This window comes from Ruegeria sp. R13_0, from assembly GCF_017743995.1.
Taxonomy (GTDB): domain Bacteria; phylum Pseudomonadota; class Alphaproteobacteria; order Rhodobacterales; family Rhodobacteraceae; genus Ruegeria.
Map to the genome: position 1 here is coordinate 405860 of NZ_JAGHRB010000002.1, position 20711 is coordinate 426570.

Here is a 20711-nt window from a genome sequence, read left to right on the forward strand (position 1 = left end):
AGATTGGATCACTTGCAGACTGTGACCGTTGACGCGGTGGATCTGTTGCAAGGTTTCCTACTGACCGAAGAGTTGAAACCGAACCTGCAGTTTATGCGGCCAGTTCTGCAAATTGACGAAACGGGCAGATGCCGGCCGTGTTAGCTCCGCTTTTGTCGGTGACAATCTTCCTCGGAAGCCCGTTGACCTCCAGCATCATGGCGAAGAGCTTTGTCTCAGCGGATTTGTTTCGTCGCGAGGAAAGCATGAAATCAAGCGTCTTGCCGTGCTTGTCGACGGCTCGATGGAGGTAGATCCAGTTGCCTTTCACCTTGATTTAAGTCACGTCCATTCTCCAAGAGCAGTTGCACAGTCCCTTTCGTCTGCGCGCAACGTCGGCAATTGCACTAGCGTATTTTGTCACCTAACCGAAGAAGATGCGCAGATTTTCCCCGAGGAATCCGATTGGGAACGCGGCCACTGGTGGGAGAACGGGCTGGTCGGAATTTTCCCGAAGATGCCGTTCATTCTGGAAGAATCCCGCTACTCGCAAGGCATGGAGACCTTTTTCGAGATCGTCCATCAGGCTGGTGTAACGAGCGCAATGGATATGGGCATCGGCTTGTTCGGTGATCCTGTCAGCGAGACGAACCTGATCCACAAAGTGTCCGAGGAAACCGGCGCCCCGGTGCGCATCGTACTGACACCGATCATCACGGATTTCACAGCGCGCGGGAAATCTCCCGAAGAGGCGCTGGCCGAAATCCGCGACTGGGAGAAGGGCAATACCGACAGGGTGAAGTTCGACAATCACTTCAAGTTGATGATGGATGGCGCGATCTACAGCGGCCTCTCGCAATATGGCTTCCTGGGCTACAAAGATGGACACCAAGGCCAGTGGATGAACGAGCCAGAGGACATTCTGGAATGGGCCCGGTTCTTCTGGAACGAAGGGTTTCAGTTGCACGCCCACACCAACGGCGATGGGTCCGCCAGGCTGCTTATCGAAATCGTGCGTGACTTGCAGGAAGAAAAGCCTCGCTTCGACCACCGCACGACGCTTGAGCATTTTGCCTATGCAACGCGCGACCAGATGCGGCAGATGAAGGCGCTGGGGATGGTTGTATCGGCCAACCCGTACTACCAATACATCCTTGCTGATGTGTATGCGGATGTCTGGCTTGGGGCGGATGTTGCACGCTTCATGGTGCCCTTGGGCAGCGCCTCGCAAGAGGGGTTGGTGATCGGACTGCATTCTGACAGTCCCATGGCCCCACTCAGCCCGCTGGCCTTGGCACAGAATGCGATGGAACGTGTGTCGATCAACGGCAACGATAATGCGGGGTCAGAGCGACTGGACATCGACCAAGCTTTGCGCGCGATCACCATTGATGCTGCGTGGTTCATGCGGATGGAGGACGAGATCGGTTCGATCCGTGCGGGTAAAAAGGCAGATTTTGTCGTGCTTAAGCAGGACCTATACGAAGTCGACGTAGCCGAACTTTCCAAGATCGGAATTTGGGGAACCGTGTTCGAAGGTCAAAAACACCCGATAGAAAAAGAGGCCAGCATGAAGCCAAACAACGACCTTGTGAAAGCGCCTAATCCAGCGGCCGTGTTCTGTGACGAGAGCGGAGGCACCTATGAAATCCGTGATGGCTCTGACGGAGGCAAAATCGGCATCTGCATTCTGTCTACCGGTGAAGAAGTCGACGCTTGGGAGTTTTTCCGAGAGAACGCGCCTACTAACGGGTAATGTAAACAATCGGTTGTCGGAACGGTTAGGGTTGTTTCGACGACCTCGGCAAAAGTTGGTGCACGGGGAAGGGCTTTACTCTGATTTGGGTGGTCAGATGCCTCACCCTTTGGCAAATAGGTGAGATCCTCAAACTGTTGATTATGCCTCAACTCTTGATTTACCAGCGGTCGATGAAACATGTTCATCTACAAGGTAGATCTGATGTACTGAACACGGGGCCCTGAATGCGGCTGATCAGGAATTTTGTGACTGTAGTTGTGGTGATCACGATCGCCATTGTCGGGCTAAAACTGGCGTTTCCACTTCCTGAAAAAAACTTTTCTGAGCAAACGCTGAAAAAAGATGCCGATTGGACCGGGCCTTTAGGTGAAACTATTCAAATTGCGATCGAACGGAACCCTGGCCTTGATGGCGTACGGCCATTGGGCAACGGACGGGCAGCGTTTGCGGCAAGGGCCATACTCGTAAGGGAAGCGAGGTCTTCAATCGACGCTCAGTACTACATTTGGCAAGACGATGTTACGGGTCTGATGTTGCTCGATGAACTCAGGGCAGCGGCCGAACGCGGCGTGCGGGTCAGATTACTTGTCGACGACAACGGCATCTCGGGGATGGATGACTTGCTTGCCGAGCTGAATGCTCTGCCCAACGCGCATGTGCGTATTTTCAATCCGTTTACACTGAGAAACCCCAAGCTTCTGTCTTACGCATTTGACTTCAACCGTTTGAACCGTCGTATGCATAACAAGTCAATGACTGTGGACGGGGTGGCCACGATTGTCGGGGGCCGCAATATTGGCGACATCTATTTCGATTACGGGGCTGGAACGCACTACCTAGATGTAGATACGATAGCCATAGGCCCGATTGTCGATGAGGTTTCGCAATCATTCGACGCGTATTGGAACAGCGCGTCCTCTTACGACGCAGCCCTGTTTCTGGAACCCTCTTCGGAAAAAAGTCTTCAGCTCAAGGCGGATGCTGCTCCGAAGACTGCTGTTGGCGCGGGCTATCAAAAAGCGATTCAATACAGTGAGCTCGCCGACCGGATAGCGGCGCATAATCTGAAATTCGAGTGGAGCGAAGTCACGCTTTTCGTCGATGACCCGGCAAAAGGTTTGGGCGAAGCGAATAGTGAAGACTTGATCGTCGAGCAACTGATCAAATTCGCTAACGGTTCTCGAACCTCGCTGGACCTTGTTTCAGCGTATTTTATTCCTGGCCAGCGCGGTGCCGAAGTCTTGGAAGGTTTGGCAGAGGCCGGGGTTAAAGTTCGTGTTTTGACCAATTCTTTGGACGCAACCGACGTGATGCCGGTTCATGCAGCCTACATGGGGTACAGGGACGACCTGCTGAACAGCGGTGTAGAGCTTTTGGAGCTTCGAGCTTTGCGACAGGAACATCGCGAACGAAGCCTGCCGGAGATGCTCGCAGGATCGGCATCGGGTTTGCATGCCAAGGTGTTTGGATCAGATGAAGAGCGGATTTTTGTTGGCTCATATAACCTGGATCCCAGATCGGCGCGATTGAATACTGAAATGGGGCTGCTGATCGAGAGCCCAACGATAGCAGCATCTCTCGCTCAAGAATTGGACAGACCAGAGTTTTCTTATCGCGTCGAGCTGAATGAAGACGGTGAGATGATCTGGCTGCAAGAAGAACAGGACGGGACGATCACCGTGCATGCAGCTGACCCGGAAACAAGCGGTCTGCAGCGGGCTCTGACAGCGGTCGTTCGATGGTTGCCTGTCGAATGGATGCTTTGACCACGCGGCCGAACTGGGCCATAGCCTTTTGCGACTTCACAAATTGGGCTACTTTTTGGCCTTTTAACAAACGTTCAGCCAATTCCGTTATTAGATACATTTAGCCGAGTGTCCAAACGCCAATAGGGTTCGGGCTCAGATACAGCTCTCCTCGTCCAAATGTCGCCTACGTAGTTCAGACAAGAGTGATCAAGTGGAAGCCGGATTTGAGAGCGACTTAGTCTCAATTGTCCAAAAACAGGCCCTTATGCGCGCACCTCATGACCGATCGATGTGACCCAATCGCGGGCGATCCGCGCACAATGGCGGGTCGAGATATGCAGCCGCTCGTGGAAGCGGCCAGGCCAAAGGTACTCGGAGCCGACCATGAGCTCGTCTTCCGTCCACTTCTCGACTGAGGCGCGTGTGCCTTCGGAAATCTCAAAGCGAACAGGTTTCTGCGTTTTGCTTTTCAGGACGGAGGCGCGCTCCTTGATCTGACCTGATGCCATTACATCGATGACTTTCATCTTCACGAGGTCACAGCCGCGTAGCTTGCTGTCGATCGCCATATTGAACAGCGCTAGGTCGCGGTGGTTTTCGGCCAATTCAAGTCGAACACGGATCGCCCAGACATGCTTTGTCTTCAGCGGTCGTTTCTGACCCACGATGCGGCCCTTTTTCCATGCGGGCCGAAGTGCGCGAAAGGCCGGTAGGTTTGGTGCTTCCATGACTGATCCTCCGATCCGCCATGCCCTCCCAAAACGACAACCCGACGTTGACGAGGCACCATTTCACGGGATTGCAGCGCCGCCTCTGAGGTCCGGAAGGAGCCCAAGACGGTCATTGAAAATTTAGGACATCCGGACGACTAGGGGATAGGATACAGAGAGAAGCGCGGCAATTTTGCACAGCTTTCGGCTGTCAAAATTTAGTGCCTACTGATGGCTTTGTTCTTTGGCGCTGATTGGCGCTTTATAGGCTCAAGACTTTGAAGACGGCTTGTTTGCCCAGAAATCAAGCAAGGTTTTCGCGATCTCGGTCTGGTGGTGGGCATAGACCACAACGTCGAGCTTTTCTTGACCCAATTGGTTGCGTAGGGAGATCAGTTCGCCGCTTTCAATTTCCTTGTGCACCATGCTGAACGGCAGCCAACCAACGCCGAGACCGTTCAGGATCATTTCCTTTGCCCCACTTGAAAAAGCCGTCTGGCAAACGGGATTTTTGCTGAAATCGGCGGTTCCGAAGGGAAGTTTGCTCTTGTTTAATGCTTCGCCAAAGTAGCTGTTTTCGGGATAGACGATGGCCGGCGTGTCCAAAGGAACGTCACCGTTTCCGCGCACTGCATAGCGCAATCCGCCACCGATGACTGGAATGAGGTAGTCGTGACCCCAAGTGCCGCGACGAATGCCTGCTCCGAACGGCATTGGGGCGACGGTTTGCGCCTCGTAGCATAGCAGCATGTTGGTATCGCCGCGCAGGAACAGAGTGACACAATCGTTCAAATTGGCAGTCCTGAGCCGAAAACGGAGCCCCTTGAACGTAGCACGTGCACGCAGTGCCATATCGGGAAAGGTGGAGACGACCGATGCGTGCGTCGCGGCGATCGTTACAATCGAAACGGTGGGGCCATGTTGCGCAATTTTTGTGCGCAGGTCATTTAATCTAGCGATCAAAGAGCGGATTTCGGCTTCGTTCGAGGCCAGTGCGGGACTGATCTCGACCCGGTTCGATTTGCGATCGAGAACTTCAATCCCCAGCCACTCCTCAAAACTGCGAATACGCCTTGAGAACGCGGGTTGTGTGATGTTTCTGCGGGCCGCAGCCCGCGTCATGTTCCGCTCCTCCAGAAGGGCCAGAACATCGTCAAACCACAGCATATTCATGCGCACCTCCATAGCACCCAAAGAAAATGTATGAGCAGCCTGCGAAATATGCACTGTTTTTCTTCTTTCTCTTTTGAAACTGTTTGGCTGTGGGCAAAAGCAGGGAGAGTGTGGTGGCTGAGACAATTCAGATGACCGGCGGAGACGCGATGGTCGCGCCGGAGATGGTTTTGAGCTTGTGCAAGGAGCTATCGCTGACGCTGGCGAAATTCCCCCGGGTATCGCTTGGTCATTTTCCTACGCCTTTGGAGCCGATGGATCGCCTGAGCGAGGTTTTGGGTGGTCCGCGTTTATGGGTCAAAAGGGATGATTGCACTGGCCTCTCGTCGGGTGGGAACAAGACTCGTAAGCTGGAATTTCTGATGGCTGACGCTGTCCAGAAAGGTGCAGATACCATCATCACGCAGGGGGCGACGCAATCCAATCACGCGCGACAGACAGCAGCGGCGGCCGCGAAACTTGGCCTTGCGTGCCACATACTGCTTGAGGATCGCACTGGTTCCAATGACCCGAACTATATTCTGAATGGAAATGTTCTGCTGGACCGATTGCATGGCGCTAGTGTCTCCAAGCGTCCCGGTGGTGCGGACATGAACACAGAGATGGAAGCCTGCGCCGCGCGGATGAAGGCAGAAGGCAAAAACCCCTACATCATTCCGGGTGGTGGATCGAACCCGATCGGGGCATTGGGCTACGTGAATTGCGCGCGCGAGCTATCCGAACAGGCCGCCAATGCCGGGTTGAAAATTGATGCGCTGGTACATGCGACCGGCAGCTCGGGCACGCAAGCCGGATTGGTCGCCGGTCTTGCCGCACTGGAAAGTGACATTCACCTTCTGGGCATCGGCGTACGTGCCCCACAAGACAAACAGGAAGGCATGGTTCATGATCTGGCCGTGCGTACTGTCGAGTACATGGGGACGGGTAAGCCCATCGCGCGCGATACCGTGCGCGCTAATTGCGACTACGTCGGTGCAGGATATGGTCTTCCGACCAAAGGTATGATTGAGGCGCTCAAACTGTTGGCCCGCACCGAAGGGCTTTTGTTCGACCCAGTGTACTCAGGCAAAGGGTTGGATGGGCTCATTGACCAAACCCGCAAAGGCTATTTCGACGGCATGGACAATGTCGTCTTTCTGCACACCGGCGGAAGCACAGCCCTGTTTGGCTATCCCGAAACTTTCGAACTTCCTGGCTACGTGCCCTGAAAATAAACAACAAACCAACAAGGAGATATCAAATGAAACTAAAAAGATACTTGATCAGCGCGGCTTTGGTTTCAGCTCTCGGCGCACCACTTGCCGCTGAAGAGGTTAAGATCGGTGTTCCCACTTGGACCGGCGCACAGGCCATTGCCCATGTCTTGGGTGAGATCGTGACCACCCGCATTGGCGGCACGGTGGAGTATGTGCCCGGTAACAATGCCACCATTTTTCAAGCGATGGATCAGGGTAAGGGTGATATCGATGTGCACCCTGATGTATGGCTGCCAAATCAGGAAGCGTTCACCAAGCAATATGTTGATGGTGCCGGAACTGTGACACTGTCCTCGAACCCATACCAAGGAAATCAGGGTTTCTGCGTCTCCAAAGACTTTGCCGCAGAGATGAATATCACCGACATCGCAGATCTCGGACGCCCCGATGTGGCGGCAGCGATGGACAGCGATGGCAATGGTAAGGGTGAGATGTGGATCGGTGCACCTGGCTGGGCCTCGGCCAATGTAAACGAGGTGAAGGTGCGCGACTACGGCCTGTTGGACTTCATCGATCCAATTCGCGCCGAAGAAGCTGTGAAGACCGCGCGCATTAAGGACAGTATCGCCAAAAAAGAAGGATATGCCTTCTACTGCTATGAGCCGCATGCTGTCTGGTACATGTTTGACGTGGTGATGCTGACAGAGCCGACATATGACCCTGAAAAATACGTCATGGTGCAGCCCTCCGACGACCCTGACTGGTACAACAAGTCGATGGTTGCCAGCAAGGACGCCCTGAAGGAAGTGCAGATCGCCTGGTCCAACTCGCTTGGGGATCGCTCGCCGGCGATTGCGGAATTCTTCGCGAACTTCTCGCTGACCGCCGATGACGTGAGCTCGCTGGCCTTCGAGATCAGTGCCAATGGGCGCGATGCTGAAGAAGTTGCAGCCGAATGGGTTAACGCCAATTCCGAGCGCGTAGATGCGATGCTTGGTCTCTGAGCCAGACCAATAAACAACGGGCAGCACCTAGCGGTGCCGCCCCATTTGAAGGCACGCACGGGTGGGCGGATGAGCGACGAGACTGTAATCGAAATTTCCAACATCTGGAAAATCTTCGGGTCAAAACCTGAGGCCGCTCTGGAAGCTATTCGTGCGCGGGGGCTGACCAAGGCTGAAGTCCTTGCTGAATTCAACGCGGTGGTTGGCGTGGCCGATGTCAGCCTCAACGTAAACCGCGGTGAGATCTTCTGTATCATGGGCCTATCAGGGAGCGGCAAATCCACACTCGTGCGTCATTTCAATCGCCTGCTCGAACCGACGGCGGGCAAGATCGAGATCGAGGGCACGGACGTCATGGCGCTGGGCACAAAGGAACTTCAGGCTTTCCGCAATAGGAAAATCGGGATGGTGTTCCAGAATTTTGCGTTGATGCCCCACCGATCGGTCCTCGACAACGTGGCAATGCCGCTGGAAATCCGCCAGGTCGCCAAGAACGAGCGTATGCGGCAGGCGGCCGCCATTCTCGACATTGTCGAACTTGGGGCGTGGGGGTCGAAATTCGCTCACGAACTCTCTGGTGGTATGCAGCAACGTGTGGGGCTTGCCCGTGCGCTCGCGGCCAATCCTGATGTTCTATTGATGGATGAGCCATTCTCCGCACTTGATCCCCTGATCCGGCGGCAGTTGCAGGATGAGTTCATCCGGCTGTCAAAAATCCTCAAGAAAACAACGATCTTCATCACCCATGACCTTGATGAGGCTGTCCGCATCGGGGACCGGATTGCGATCATGCGTGACGGCAAGATGGTGCAGATCGGCTCGGCTGAGGACATTGTCATGCATCCCGCTGATGACTACGTCGCTGATTTCGTGGCCGGGATATCGCGGCTGAAGGTGGTGCATGCTCATGCGGCGATGCAGCCCTTGGACAGCTATCTCGCTACGCACGGCCCACTGCCTGCTGACATTGATCGGGTGGACCACAATGAGACACTTTCCGCTTTGATTACGCGAGCCATCGACGACGAACGGCCGGTTCTGGTGTCCGAAGGCGGCCAAGACAGAGGTGTTATCACTCGCGCAGATCTGTTGCGCACCGTGATTGAAGGGACGGAAATGTCATGAGCGAAGATCTTGGTGTGAACCCCCTTGAAGACACAGAAAGCGAAGCCGCGCAGGCCTATGCCGAGGAACGCCGCGAGAATATCCGCACCTTTGTGCGCACCAGCCCCGATTACTACATCCGCAATTTCGACAAGATCGGGGCGTCCGCGCGCTTTACGGCAACTTTCAACGCAATGGCCGGGCTCTTCGGTCCGATCTGGTTCGGCGCACGTGGACTTTGGTCATGGGCATTGGCCTTTCTTGTCGTCGAAGCAATCGGATTTGTGCAGATCGCGCGGGGCTTATTCGGAGATTTGGGAGCAGACGCGCTGGCCCGTGTGACCTCGATCGAAGGTACGCTCGATTTGCGCTACCAGCAGCTTGCGGCCGCCCAAGAGAGCGGCTCGGATCGAGCCGCGGCCATTCAACGCCAGATCGAAGGGCTGGAAGCCAATATAGAAGGCTTCCGCGCTGAGGCAGAGTTGCTCGCCGCACAAGGTCCGTCGATTGCACTCACCGGTGTTGCCATCTTGCTTGTGGCCAAGCTCATACAGGCTGTGGTCGCCAACTGGGCGCTGGAGGCCCGGTTTTCCGACTGGCTCTCAGATCGTACCATTCGCTCTGGCATGCGGGTCAGCCAGATAGTCTTTAGCGCGGGTTTCATGATCCTGCTGGTCGCGACTGCAATGCTCCACTACAGTTTCCCGGGCCGTTTTTCATTTCTTAGCGAATTCCCGACAGATAACTCAATTCGCCTGGCCAGTATTGACAGCGTAGAGGCATTTATTGCCTGGTGCGTCGCCAACAGTGTGGCGTTCTTTGACGGGCTCACCGCGGCCATTCGCTGGTTGCTGGATGCCATGGAGGTTGCGTTGGTTCAGACCCCTTGGATCGTGGTGGCCGCGCTGATCGTTCTGTTGACCTGGCTCACGGCTGGCTTGCGCATGGCTATATGGTCTGGTGCCTTTCTGGCGTATATGGGCCTTCTCGGCTTCTGGGAAAAAGCTATGACGACGTTGGCGCTTCTCGGCACAGCGGCGCTACTTTCCATCGTGATAGGCATTCCTCTGGGCATGTTTTCTGCGCGTCGACCGCGCTTCTACGCTGTCATCCAACCGATCATGGATTTCATGCAGACCATGCCTGCCTTTGTCTTCATGGTGCCTGTGATTGCCTTTTTTGGGGTCGGCAAACCAGCAGCAGTCATTGTTACGATGATCTTCGGTGGGACACCCGTGGTGCGCCTTACCGTTTTGGGTCTGCGCGGTGTTCCTGAGAGCGTGCGTGAAGCCGCGATCAGTTTTGGCGCCAACAAATGGTACCTTCTCACCAAGGTCGATCTGCCGCTTGCCAGCCCGTCCATTCGCGCAGGCATCAACCAGACAATCATGCTGTCACTTGCCATGGTTGTGGTTGCCTCGCTTATTGGCGCGAAAGGGCTGGGCGAAGACGTCCTCGAGGCGTTGCAATACGCCAATGTAGGCCAGGGTATCCTCGCAGGCTTTGCCATTCTCTTCTGCGCGATGATCCTTGACCGGATCGTTCAAGGGCAGCGAAAGTGACCCCCTTTGTCCTGGTTCATGGTTTCATGGGGGGCAGCGCACAATGGGATGGGTGTAGAGATACACTGCAGCAGCATGCTGATGTGATTGCCGTTGACCTGCCAGGGTTTGGAGCAAATGCCCATTTGCCGCCAATCGACAGTATTGGCGGATATGCGGATTGGGTTGTCCAGCACCTCCGCAGCCTTGGGGTGGAGGATTATCATCTGCTGGGTCACTCCATGGGCGGCATGATCGCTCAGGAAATTGCCTTGCGAGATCGTGAAAGGATTAACCGTCTTGTGCTTTACGCAACTGGCGCCATCGGCGTTTTGCCGGGGCGGTTCGAGACCATTGAGCAAAGTAAACAGCGCGCCGCGGAAGATGGCGCGGCAGCCACCGCGCGTCGGATAGCAGCGACCTGGTTTCTGGATTGCGAAGCTGCACCAGGATTTGAACACTGCGCCGCGATTGCCGTTCAAACCACGCTGCCGGCTCTGGAGGCGGGCTTAGACGCGATGCAAGCTTGGTCAGGGGAGCAGAACCTCTCCCAAATCCAGCAGGAGACGCTCGTCCTTTGGGGCGACAAAGATCGGACATATCCGTGGAGCCAAATTCAAATGCTTTGGGAAACAGTTCCCAATACATTGCTAGCAGTTGTGCCAGGTTGCGCTCACGCTCTACATGCCGAGAAGCCTGACTTTTTTACGCGTTTAATCTCCGACTTTTTGGACCGCTGAGTAATGCAAACAACTTGGACTTTTGCAGGGCGGCTGCCGAAGTCAACTTAGTCCGCGTTCCAGACCTCGTTTGCCTTCCGGCTTTGCACTTTCAGCGAATGTCTCCTCTGACGGGCCGCACCGCAGCATCATGAAGTTAGGTCGAAGGTCCGGATAAGGGCCGGAACCGGGATTTCAGCGCCAAGTGTCAAAAGGTAGGTTTTGACCGCCTCGCGTCATTTCAGCCAGCCTCTGATTATGCGCTTGCGGCGAAAGGCAGGATAGCGGGCTGCGACTGCAGCAACCTCAAGCCAAGCCCAAGGTCGGCTCTGGGCCTTTACTACTTTGGGAAGTCAGGGGGCGAGATGCGGTTCTTTGCTGCGGCTGCCTGGAGTCTCTAGCCGCTTCAAAAGCTGATCTTGAAGTGGTTAGTGGAAGAAGGGGCGCCAGAAGATGCCCCTTTGGTTGAGCTGAAATTCGCTATGGTTTCAGTTGTTCGCTGATTGCCGCAATACCTGCTTCGACGCAGATGTCATCGAATTCCTTGCCATTTGCGTCCTCGCCGGGAGACCCGGCAATTCCGATGCCGCCGATGACGGCGCCTTCATAAACGATTGGGATTCCGCCCGAGAGTGTAATCAGGCCGATTTCATTGATCACAGCTCCCAACGAAGGCTCATGCTCATTTTCGGCCTCGATCACCGAGGTTGCTTCGCGGCGTGACGCTGCCGTGATTGCCTTACGGCTGCCGGTGTGGATTGTGTGTGGGAATGCGCCTTCGCGCATCAGTTGGACGCGGGGCTGCGCGCGCTGGTCTACAACCGTGACCGTTGTGGCAAATCCCATATCCGCGCAGGTCTGAGACGCAACCGTGGCGGCGGTCTGCGCCCATTCGAGAGGGATACTCATTTCCACATGAGGGTCAGCATGCGCAGCGCCAGTCAATAAAACAGCGGATGCACAAAGGGCTTTGGCAAACATAGTCATTTTGGTGTCCTTTTCAGAGATTTTGGAAGGATTGCAGGTTTTTCGCGCAGAGTTCTGGCTGCTGTGAACCAACTTCACACGATCCGCGGTCAACGGCTTCGTTGAATGGGTCGAGCCCTTGAGGACGTCCGGACGTCAACCGTCTGAATCTTCGTATTCTGTTTCACCGGGGTCATTGCTCGGGTCGTCATCGGTCCAGGAAGAGAGAATTTCACCAGTCTCAGGATCGAGGTGGAATTCGATTTCGTCTCCGACATCGTTGATGACTTCGATGTCGATCACAACGTTGCCATTGGAGCGCTCCAGGGCGATTTCTGCGATTGTGCCGGGCTGCTCTTCAAGTGCGATCGCTATGGCCTCGTTGAATGTCAGCGAAGACGCAAGGGGTGTTTGCTCAATTGCCAATTGGGCGCTGCTTGCCGTGCATAGCAGGCCAAACGCCGCAGCGCTTGCCGTTAAAACCGCTACATTTTTCATGCGTGATTTCCCTTGTCATTTGCGAAGCGGTACATTCCGCGTGCAACATCAATTTAGGGAGGCGTGCTCTCTACGACTTTGCCTGAAGATGACAGATTGGTTAGGTTGGATAGTTCCAGAGAGCTGTACTCGCTCGCAAGTGAAAGCGAAGGAGTGCCTCTTGTTTAGGTCGCTTATACTACTTCCTGCTTTTCTCTTTCCAGTGCCGATAACCTTTTGGCGCGCTTCATTGAATCCTGTGCCGTATTTTCTGGCGGCAGGTAGTCATCGCGACAGATACGAAGTGATCTGCGCTGTCCAAACGCCAAACCAGGCACCACAAGTGGGAGTTCTTCAACCGAAAGTGCGAGCCGTTTTAGCTTGGCAGCTACCCAAGACGTGTTGCGAAAAATCTTGGTCGTCCGATGTTGCGTGTCGTGTCTACCAAAGCTCGCATTTGGATCGAAGACGTCAAGCTGTACAGCCTGACAGGGTTCAATCTGCAATTGACGCATCCACCGCCGCGTCCACAGAAACGCTTCCAGCATGCGATAGCCGTTTGCTTCACGAAGCAACCTCTGAGCAGCCTTTGGTCCCAGAACATAGGCCGCCGCGCCGCGTTTGTTTTTGAAGATGCGATGCGCAGCAACGTTCAAACCGGCGTTTCGCCAAACTGGAGATCGGCTGAGGTTGTGCTTATAGTTCGCAAATTCAAGATCATAGACACAGCTCCAATCATCTCGACGCCTCTCGATATAGTCGAGAACGTCTTTGAAACGTTCAGAGAGCAATACATCGTCTTCAAGGACGCAAACCTGTTCCGTCTGCTCTGAAACGATTTCCCATGCGCGCCAGTGCGAGAAGGTGCACGCCACATCTTGCGCCCGGATCCCTCTGGTCCAATCGTTGGCTGCGTTCTGCAAGACACGTGCTGGCAAATCGTCCACAGACACAGCATTGATAAATTCCAGCTCCAAGCCCAACCGCGTGGCTTGCGCCTGTTGAAACGCCCGCCGCGAGGCTTTGTTCGGCGTATTGATCACGAGTATTCGCATATTGAGCTTTCCCAGCGGAACCTAACAACGAATGAGCAATTTTCGACAGACCTACCGCTGGATTGCGAAAAGACGATGAAAGACAAGCCGAACACATTCTTGTTGATGTCGATGCTAGCCAACAGTGAACTGCCCCATCATCCCGCAATCCTCGTGTTCAAGGATGTGGCAGTGGTACATGTACGGCGCGTTATCCGTAGCTGGATGGTCGAACCGGACCAGCACTTCGGACCACTCGTTTTCGACATGCACCATGTCTTTCCAACCCTGCGCATAGGCGGGGGGTTCCGCACTATTCTGCGTCAGGATGCGGAAAGAACATCCATGGATGTGGAAGGGATGCAGTTGGTCATCTGAGGCGATACGCCAGATCTCGGTGTCTCCCTTGCGAACCCGCTCATCAATACGATCCATGTTCATGGGTTGGCCGTTGATCCCCATTCCGCCATCGCCACATACGTTGCCCCAGAGGGCGGCAAGGGTCGCTAGTTCCTCGCTCCCGCCCATGTTCAGTTGAAAGGATCGAGTGACAGTTGCAGAGTTCGGGTTTGCCGGAGGCAGGATTGCGAGCCTGTCGGGCAACGACCCTGTGAACCCCACTTCCGCGCGCCGGTTCAGAATCAAAGCAGGGATGGAGGTGCCACCGCCGCCAAACACCGAACCAAGTATCCCTAGCAGCCCCTCGTCCTCACCGAAACTCACCATTAGTGCATTGGTGTCGGCAGCTCTCGTATCGATCAGAACTTCATAGCGTTCACCTGGTGACATTAGGATGCTGTCCGTCTGAACCGCCGAGGCGAGAAAGCCGCCATCCGACGCGATCACGGTCAGCGGCCCGGTTTGCAATGACAAGGTCAGAAACCGCGCATTGCAGGCGTTTAGAATGCGCAGACGTACCAAACCCTGTGGTACGGACTGAGTCACCGGCGCGATTGCCCCGTTCAAAACCAGAGTGTCGCCGGTAAAGCCCTCTTCAAACACTTCGCCGGTCAGGACATAGTCCATTTGGCCAGAGCTATTGAATATCTTGTCTTGCAGGATCAGCATAAAGTCATCTGCGCCATATTTGCTTGGAAGATCAGCGGACAGGCTGGCATCATCCTCGATCAAAAGCACACCGGCCAAACCTGTATAGGTCTGCTGCGCCGTTTTGCCGTGCATGTGAGAATGGAACCAATTCATCGAGGCGGCTTGCGTGATTGGCAAATCCGGAGACCACGCCTGTTCGGGTTCGATTTCCTGATGCGGACCGCCATCAACGTCGCCGGGTATGTGTAACCCATGCCAATGCAAGGTTGTAACTTCACCGGTCCGGTTCGTGACCTCGAAGGGTAGTGTCTGCCCCTGTTTCGCTCGCAACACCGGGCCGAGGTAAGGATTATTGATCCCGAACGTGGCACTGCGAGCACCCGTGCCAAAGTCGTGAGTATCGGACCGCAGGTCCAACCTGATCCGGCTGTCGATTCCATCCGTTACGTCGGTTGTTGGGATGATTGGCAACGGGCGAGGCGAGGCCTGCGCCCAGGCCGTACCTGACAGTGGCAGCATAGCGGCTGAGCTTGCCGCAGCTAAGAATTCGCGTCTGTTCACCTGTTTCTCCGAATTGTGCCAAGGGACTGTCTTGGCCCCAGCAGACGGAGGGAGGATCGAGGTAAGCCTGCCTGCGCCGCTGTTGACACAAACGGCATCGCGGTTACCCGCAAGATGTCGGGAACATTACCGTTTGGTAATGTTGACATAGGGTTCGACCCGAGTTGCGTGTAGAAGGATGGTGTTAAGTCGCTTTGACTCTGCGGAATTCAATAGTGACTCTTAGGCCCGGATCGTTGTCGCTTAGGGACACTTCGGCTTCGTGCAGGGTTGCAATGGCTTTTACTGTCGCAAGACCTAAACCGTGACCTGTGCTGCTGCGGCTTTTGTCGCCTCTGAAAAAGCGTCTGAAAACGCGGTCGTGGTCCTCGGCGGGGATGCCGGGGCCATTGTCTGAGACGGTTAGGGATGCACGAGCATCGCTTGTGTCGACGGAGACATTTATAGCTGTGCCCACCGGACAATGGCGCAGGGCGTTTTCGATCAAGTTTGACACCAGTTGCAACAACAACGCCCGATCCCCGAGCACGTTTGCCGTCGACGGCGCGTGTGTCAGGTGCAGTGTTTGGTTCTGGTTTTCTGCCGAAGGCTCAAAGACTTCGAACACCGTCTCGGCAATGTTGTCGAGGTCCACCATTTCAAACCTCGCACGCAGGTCGCCGGCCTCGACTTGCGCGATCCTAAGCAGGGCATTGAACGTCGTGATGATGTCTTCTACCTCGGCCAGAGCGGCCCCTGCTTCGGTTGGGGCAGGCTGTGACTGGCCCTGCAATCGCTCCAACCGTTGACGCAATCTCTGCAAAGGCGTGCGCAGGTCATGGGCGATGTCATTGGAAATCTGCTGTTGCGTTTCCAGCAAGGTTTCCAAACGCCCGAGTGTAGCATTGACGTTTTCCGAAACCCGACTCAAATCATCGCTGGCACCGACCGAGATCGGGATACGTGCTTGCAGGTCACCGGTAGAAACCCGGTCCAATGTGTTCGAGATATCGACGATGCGCTTTTCGGTTATCTTCCCGACCCAGACACCGGCCAGCAAACCGGCGGCAATAGCCAGCACGGCCCCGATGGCCAGTGAGATGCCTAAAGCCTCTACCACCTCAGTGCCAACATGATCACCGGTACCTTGAACGAATTGGAACGGGCCAATCCGGTTTTGGGTGAGCCAGTAGCCGTTGACTTCGTCTTCATGCAGGCCATCGATTTCGATGTCGTCGACCGGGATGAACTGCACATCGTCACCTGTCACCGCAGCCAGATCCATCTCCAATATGTTTCCGGAGACCGTTCGCCCAGTCTCATCAATTAGCAGGAATATCCTCGAGTTCTCGAAATTCACCGTTTGCAATGCTTTGACATGCTCGATCAAACGGTCTGTTCCGTGATCGACATAAACGCCCGTCAAGGTTTCGGCATCAGCGCGCATCTGATCGAACGTGCGATCCCGGATTTCGTAGATTGAGAGACGATAGGCCACGAAAAACATCAACACGACCAACACCGAATACAGCATCGCAAACTGAAGGGAGAGTTTCGTCGAAGTGTTGCGAAGGCCGGACCAGGGAGTTTTCATGTCAGGCGTGCAGGCTGTAGCCGAAACCACGAACTGTATGGATTAGATCTTTGACGAACGGTTTGTCGATCTTCTGTCGCAAGCGGCTGATATGGGTCTCAACCACGTTGGTCTTTGGGTCGAAATGGAAGTCCCAAACTGCTTCGAGCAACATTGTGCGGGTCACGACGCGACCTTCATTGCGCATTAGGTGAACCAACAGCCGATATTCGCGCGGCTGAATGGCGATCTCTTGTCCCGCGCGTGTGACTGAATGTGCGATCAGATTCACCTCGAGATCGGCGACTTTGAGTGCAGTTGGTTCGGATTGTATCGGCGGGCGTCGCGTTAATGCCATCAGCCGCGCTGACAATTCCGAGAAGGCGAACGGTTTCACCAGATAATCGTCTGCACCTGCCTCCAACCCATCGATACGGTCATGCAGGCCATTCATGGCGCTGAGGAAGATGATCGGCGTTTTGACGTCAGCGTTGCGAATGGATTTGACCAACGCCAACCCGTCGAGCTTTGGCAACATTCGATCCACGATCATTACATCAAAATCGCTGTCCAAAGCCTGCAGAAAAGCCTGTTTGCCATCGGAAGCGATTTCATAGGTATGACCCAAGGCATTCAAGCTTGAGCTGATGTATTCCGCCGTCTCGGTATCATCTTCAACAATAAGTACGCGCATAGCTTGGGCCTGCAGATTGGTTTTGCCTACTCTATTGGATTCCCACCCCCGCCTGCCAGCACATTACCAAATTGTATATTTTCGCCCACGATTAGAGGATTTCGAGAACCTTAGTCGGTCCTTGAACTCACAGGATGGATCCATGGTTACAATCGACCCCGGCTTTCAGTCGAGCAGCGCTCGAGCTGCCCCTTTTCATACATTCAGACTTAAAACGTCTCATCGAAATGTGCTGTTCAGTTGCCTGGCCGGTTTTCTGACTATCCGCGTTTTGCTAATCTTCTGGCTCCCGATCACGGACACGACCGAGGCCAGATACGCAGAGATCGCTCGCAAGATGTTGGAGACCGGGAACTGGATCACGCCTCAATTCGACTATGGCGTGCCGTTCTGGGCGAAGCCGCCATTGCATACTTGGGCTTCGGCGCTTGGCATGAAAGTTTTCGGGGTCGGGCATTTCGGCGCGCGCGTTCCGATCCTGCTTTTAAGCATGGCGTCCTTGGCCGTGACCTATTCACTGATGCGGTATCGGGGCGGGTTCGATCAGGCCTTGATAGCAATAACCGTCCTCACGTCATCACTTTTGTTTTTCGGCGCGTCGGCCTTTGTAATGACGGATATGGCGCTTGTCCTGGGAACTGCGCTTTGCATGGCTGGCTTCTTCGTCTGCGTGACTGCGCCCGATCGGGTTGCCTGGGGGTATCTGTTTTTCTTCGGTCTGGCTGTTGGCCTGCTGGCAAAGGGGCCGGTTGCCCTTGTTCTGACTGGCATCCCGATCTTCCTGTGGCTGCTGATTGGCAACCGTTGGTCCGTTCTGAAACAGTTGCCGTGGCGGATCGGTCTTTTTCTAACGAGTATCCTGTCGCTGCCGTGGTATCTGGCGGCCGAGGCCGCGACGCCAGGATACCTGCGCTATTTCTTGATCGGAGAGCACATAGAGCGCTTTCTCGTCTCGGGCTGGGAGGGCGACCTTTACGGCAACGGACATGCCGAACCCAGAGGCATGATCTGGATCTTTGCACTGGGCGCGTTTTTACCGTGGAGCTTCTTTGCAGCCGCGCTCTTGGCCCGACCAAAACGCGTGCTGCGACAAGTCCGCGAGGATGATAGCGGCTGGCACAGCTATCTGCTGCTGTGGTGTCTGTCACCGTTGATCCTATTCACGTCAGCGGCCAACATCCTGCCCGCTTATACGCTGCCAGCACTCCCGGCTGCTGCGTTGCTGTTGGTTTCGCTCTGGGCGACAGATGCGACGCAGCGAGATGGGGTTATTCGCCGGGCATTTGTGTGCGCGGTTTGCGGGTGCAGCGCAGTTTATCTATGTCTTTCGCTTTTTGTTTTCGCAGCTCCGGTCCGCCTGAAGCTGCGATCAGAAAAGGACCTGATCGAGCAGGTCATCGCAATGGCCCCCGAAACACAAGTGACCTATTGGGGTGGCCGCAGCTATTCTGCCGAGTTCTATTCTGCAGGAGCCGTGCGCACGACAGACGATCCGGCGGCAATTGAGCACATGCTGTCCAACGCATATCCGGATGCCTTGGCCGTGGAACCACGTGACCTACCCAAAATCGAGCATCTGATTGTAAACCGGTTTCAAAATCTGGGCCGCACCGGTCGTCGATACCTGTTTGTCGAGTTTCCCCGTGCTGGAAGTCAGACATGAAACAGGAACGTATAACGGCGCCCTTTCGCTTGGCCGAAGATTTCAATCTGTGGAAAGCCCCGATCCCGGCGCTGACCATCGTTATCCCCGCACATAACGAAGAGGGAAATATCGACGAAGCAATTGCTCGCGTGCACACCCATGTCACACGCTTGCTCGAAAGCTATGAAATCATCATTGTCGATGACGGCAGCACAGACTCTACATTGTCACGCGCCAAGGCTTTGGCCGCTGATTATCCGCTGCGCGTTCTGCGACTTTCGCGGAATTTTGGCAAGGAACAGGCTATTATGGCGGGCCTGAGAACCAGCCGCGGAAAGGCTGTTGTGATCCTGGATGCCGACCTGCAAGAACCTTTGTCTTGTTTGAATGACATGTGGAAGGCTTATGAAGACGGCTTTGAGATGGTCTATACCAGCCGAGCCCATCGCGCCGATGAGCCCAGATCCAAACGGCTTCTTACGTGGCTTTTCTACAAACTGTTAAACCTTGGCTCAGACATAGCCATCCCGCCGGACTCGCGTGATTTCCGTTTGATGGACCGACGGGTTGTCGATGCGCTTTGTGATATGCCGGAAAGCAACCGCTTCATGAAAGGTCTGTATGGGTGGGTGGGCTTTCGCAGCAAGGAAATCAGGATCGAGCTTGAGCCACGCATGCACGGTACGTCGAAATTCCGGTTGATCGGATTGATGAAACTCGCTCTTACCGGTCTCACGTCTTTCACAACTTGGCCGCTGAGAATCTGGACGGTCATCGGATTTTCCATTGCGGCACCGTCCATTTTCTATGGATTTTGGATCGCAGTTCGCACCCTTGTGTTTGGTATAGACGTCCCAGGATGGTCCACCCTAGCTGCCGCGATATTTCTTCTCGGAGGCGTGCAACTCGTTTCGGTAGGCATTCTTGGCGAATATGTTGCAAGGGTCTTCGGAGAAGTGAAAGGCCGACCTGGTTTTATCGTTGCGGAAGATTTCAGCCCCAATCTGGACGGATCGCCATGATACCTCAAATCTGCCGGTTTGGAGCGGTCGGAGTCATAGCAACACTTGTGCATATAGCGCTCGGCCTTTTGCTGATCCGCTGCGGCCTCATACTTCACGTTGCAAACGCACTGGCGTTTAGCTGCGCTTTTTTGTTGGGATTCACAGCACACTACTTCTTTACCTTTAGGGATAAGTCTGCCTCAATCCTGATGGCACTGTCGCGATATTTTGTAGTCGCGATGACAGGTTATGCGCTAAATGGCGCGATACTGATCGCCGCAGAGTCGACCGATAAAATTTCAGCTAAACCCGCCCTCGTTTTGGCTGTTGCTCTTGTACTACACTGTCCTTCTTTCTTAGTCGAAATTGGGCATTTTGATCGTGGAACAACAGTTCCCTTTTCGATCGAGATAGGGTTGTAGGGTGCTATAGGATACTTCCGGGACGCTGCTCACAGCCAATTTGGTTTAGCAAAAATGGCAGCGACGTCATTTTCTTGATGCGTTAGCTTAACGTCTGCTTTGTGAACGCGGCAATGCAGCACTTAAGGAAAGGGCGAATGGCGTGTGTGGATGGCTCCTGCATAGCAAGTCCTTTTTGACCTGATTTGTGCATTTGTCAGAAGCAGTCATGTGTCCGGCCTTTTTGCGCGGTTTTGACCGCTGGCCCTGATGGGTTCCGCAAACCAAGTTCCTATCAGCTTTGCGGGCTCTTACGCCCGCGCCATTCGGCGGAGTGTCCTGGTTTTGGCGGCTGACTTATGCACCATCATCTCGCGGGTCTTGCTAACTCATT

17 protein-coding genes and 2 pseudogenes are annotated in these 20711 nt (G+C 54.7%); 10 read left to right on the top strand and 9 right to left on the bottom strand.

The genetic code is table 11. The features are described 5' to 3' along the window. Positions 1-127 precede the first annotated feature (127 nt). Positions 128-403 (bottom strand): annotated as a pseudogene (locus tag J7394_RS04270) (DDE-type integrase/transposase/recombinase); the annotation flags it as partial. A gap of 93 nt (positions 404-496) precedes the next feature. On the opposite strand from J7394_RS04270, the gene J7394_RS04275 reads away from it, so the two are divergent. Together J7394_RS04275 and J7394_RS04280 are read left to right on the top strand one after the other, a co-directional pair. Beyond that, positions 497-1735 (top strand): amidohydrolase family protein, encoded by a 1239-nt coding sequence (locus tag J7394_RS04275; RefSeq protein ID WP_209251187.1) that lies wholly within the window; start codon positions 497-499, stop codon positions 1733-1735. 227 nt (positions 1736-1962) lie between these two features. Next, the gene (locus J7394_RS04280) at positions 1963-3504 is read left to right on the top strand and encodes a phosphatidylserine/phosphatidylglycerophosphate/cardiolipin synthase family protein (RefSeq protein ID WP_209251189.1); all 1542 of its coding nucleotides are present in this window, start codon (positions 1963-1965) and stop codon (positions 3502-3504) included. A 248-nt stretch (positions 3505-3752) separates the two neighbouring features. Here J7394_RS04280 and J7394_RS04285 read toward each other — a convergent pair. Further along, a pseudogene (locus J7394_RS04285) lies at positions 3753-4214 on the bottom strand (integrase); the annotation flags it as partial. 252 nt (positions 4215-4466) lie between these two features. Beyond that, entirely contained in the window at positions 4467-5369 is a 903-nt protein-coding gene (locus J7394_RS04290; protein WP_209251191.1) for a LysR family transcriptional regulator, read from the bottom strand. 164 nt (positions 5370-5533) lie between these two features. On the opposite strand from J7394_RS04290, the gene J7394_RS04295 reads away from it, so the two are divergent. From J7394_RS04295 to J7394_RS04315, 5 genes are all read left to right on the top strand, one after another. Next, a complete protein-coding gene (locus tag J7394_RS04295) occupies positions 5534-6577 on the top strand; it encodes a D-cysteine desulfhydrase (protein WP_371811941.1) in 1044 nt (347 codons plus the stop codon). A 32-nt stretch (positions 6578-6609) separates the two neighbouring features. Beyond that, positions 6610-7569: a glycine betaine ABC transporter substrate-binding protein gene (locus J7394_RS04300; RefSeq protein ID WP_209251193.1), complete on the top strand. Its 960-nt coding sequence runs from the start codon at positions 6610-6612 to the stop codon at positions 7567-7569. Positions 7570-7638: 69 nt separating this feature from the next. Beyond that, entirely contained in the window at positions 7639-8694 is a 1056-nt protein-coding gene (locus tag J7394_RS04305) for a glycine betaine/L-proline ABC transporter ATP-binding protein (protein WP_209251195.1), read from the top strand. Continuing rightward, a complete protein-coding gene (locus J7394_RS04310; protein WP_209251197.1) occupies positions 8691-10235 on the top strand; it encodes an ABC transporter permease subunit in 1545 nt (514 codons plus the stop codon). Before J7394_RS04305 ends, J7394_RS04310 begins: the two co-directional genes overlap by 4 nt. Continuing rightward, positions 10232-10954 (top strand): alpha/beta fold hydrolase, encoded by a 723-nt coding sequence (locus J7394_RS04315; RefSeq protein ID WP_209251198.1) that lies wholly within the window; start codon positions 10232-10234, stop codon positions 10952-10954. Before J7394_RS04310 ends, J7394_RS04315 begins: the two co-directional genes overlap by 4 nt. Positions 10955-11413: 459 nt before the next feature. On the opposite strand, the gene J7394_RS04320 is transcribed toward J7394_RS04315, so the two are convergent. The 6 genes from J7394_RS04320 to J7394_RS04345 form a co-directional block, all read right to left on the bottom strand. Beyond that, a complete protein-coding gene (locus J7394_RS04320) occupies positions 11414-11842 on the bottom strand; it encodes a heme-binding protein (protein ID WP_209251199.1) in 429 nt (142 codons plus the stop codon). A gap of 213 nt (positions 11843-12055) precedes the next feature. Next, positions 12056-12397: a PepSY domain-containing protein gene (locus tag J7394_RS04325; RefSeq protein ID WP_209251200.1), complete on the bottom strand. Its 342-nt coding sequence runs from the start codon at positions 12395-12397 to the stop codon at positions 12056-12058. 173 nt (positions 12398-12570) lie between these two features. Then, positions 12571-13431, bottom strand: a complete 861-nt coding sequence (locus tag J7394_RS04330; RefSeq protein ID WP_209251201.1) for a glycosyltransferase family 25 protein — start codon at positions 13429-13431, stop codon at positions 12571-12573. A 114-nt stretch (positions 13432-13545) separates the two neighbouring features. Beyond that, complete coding sequence (locus J7394_RS04335; protein WP_209251202.1) at positions 13546-15021, bottom strand: multicopper oxidase domain-containing protein; 1476 nt, start codon at positions 15019-15021, stop codon at positions 13546-13548. A gap of 184 nt (positions 15022-15205) precedes the next feature. Beyond that, a complete protein-coding gene (locus J7394_RS04340; RefSeq protein ID WP_209251203.1) occupies positions 15206-16594 on the bottom strand; it encodes a HAMP domain-containing sensor histidine kinase in 1389 nt (462 codons plus the stop codon). 1 nt (position 16595) lies between these two features. Then, the gene (locus J7394_RS04345) at positions 16596-17267 is read right to left on the bottom strand and encodes a response regulator transcription factor (RefSeq protein ID WP_209251205.1); all 672 of its coding nucleotides are present in this window, start codon (positions 17265-17267) and stop codon (positions 16596-16598) included. A 229-nt stretch (positions 17268-17496) separates the two neighbouring features. On the opposite strand from J7394_RS04345, the gene J7394_RS04350 reads away from it, so the two are divergent. Genes J7394_RS04350 through J7394_RS04360 form a run of 3 tightly spaced genes read left to right on the top strand, consistent with a single transcriptional unit; the run spans position 17497 to position 20338 of the window. After that, a complete protein-coding gene (locus J7394_RS04350) occupies positions 17497-18930 on the top strand; it encodes a glycosyltransferase family 39 protein (protein WP_209251207.1) in 1434 nt (477 codons plus the stop codon). Beyond that, positions 18927-19934 carry a glycosyltransferase family 2 protein gene (locus tag J7394_RS04355; RefSeq protein ID WP_209251209.1) on the top strand — a complete coding sequence of 336 codons (1008 nt, stop codon included), beginning with the start codon at positions 18927-18929 and terminating at the stop codon, positions 19932-19934. The genes J7394_RS04350 and J7394_RS04355 overlap by 4 nt, the downstream gene beginning before the upstream one ends. Then, positions 19931-20338: a GtrA family protein gene (locus J7394_RS04360; RefSeq protein ID WP_209251211.1), complete on the top strand. Its 408-nt coding sequence runs from the start codon at positions 19931-19933 to the stop codon at positions 20336-20338. The genes J7394_RS04355 and J7394_RS04360 overlap by 4 nt, the downstream gene beginning before the upstream one ends. Positions 20339-20711: the final 373 nt, after the last annotated feature.

Coding starts and splice junctions, on each gene's coding strand:
- J7394_RS04300 (WP_209251193.1), top strand. CDS start 6,610: ATGAAACTAAAAAGATACTTGATCAGCGCGGCTTTGGTTTCAGCTCTC.
- J7394_RS04280 (WP_209251189.1), top strand. CDS start 1,963: ATGCGGCTGATCAGGAATTTTGTGACTGTAGTTGTGGTGATCACGATC.
- J7394_RS04310 (WP_209251197.1), top strand. CDS start 8,691: ATGAGCGAAGATCTTGGTGTGAACCCCCTTGAAGACACAGAAAGCGAA.
- J7394_RS04345 (WP_209251205.1), bottom strand. CDS start 17,267: ATGCGCGTACTTATTGTTGAAGATGATACCGAGACGGCGGAATACATC.
- J7394_RS04355 (WP_209251209.1), top strand. CDS start 18,927: ATGAAACAGGAACGTATAACGGCGCCCTTTCGCTTGGCCGAAGATTTC.
- J7394_RS04340 (WP_209251203.1), bottom strand. CDS start 16,594: ATGAAAACTCCCTGGTCCGGCCTTCGCAACACTTCGACGAAACTCTCC.
- J7394_RS04360 (WP_209251211.1), top strand. CDS start 19,931: ATGATACCTCAAATCTGCCGGTTTGGAGCGGTCGGAGTCATAGCAACA.
- J7394_RS04295 (WP_371811941.1), top strand. CDS start 5,534: ATGGTTTTGAGCTTGTGCAAGGAGCTATCGCTGACGCTGGCGAAATTC.
- J7394_RS04275 (WP_209251187.1), top strand. CDS start 497: ATGCCGTTCATTCTGGAAGAATCCCGCTACTCGCAAGGCATGGAGACC.
- J7394_RS04320 (WP_209251199.1), bottom strand. CDS start 11,842: ATGAGTATCCCTCTCGAATGGGCGCAGACCGCCGCCACGGTTGCGTCT.
- J7394_RS04330 (WP_209251201.1), bottom strand. CDS start 13,431: ATGCGAATACTCGTGATCAATACGCCGAACAAAGCCTCGCGGCGGGCG.
- J7394_RS04325 (WP_209251200.1), bottom strand. CDS start 12,397: ATGAAAAATGTAGCGGTTTTAACGGCAAGCGCTGCGGCGTTTGGCCTG.
- J7394_RS04305 (WP_209251195.1), top strand. CDS start 7,639: ATGAGCGACGAGACTGTAATCGAAATTTCCAACATCTGGAAAATCTTC.
- J7394_RS04290 (WP_209251191.1), bottom strand. CDS start 5,369: ATGAATATGCTGTGGTTTGACGATGTTCTGGCCCTTCTGGAGGAGCGG.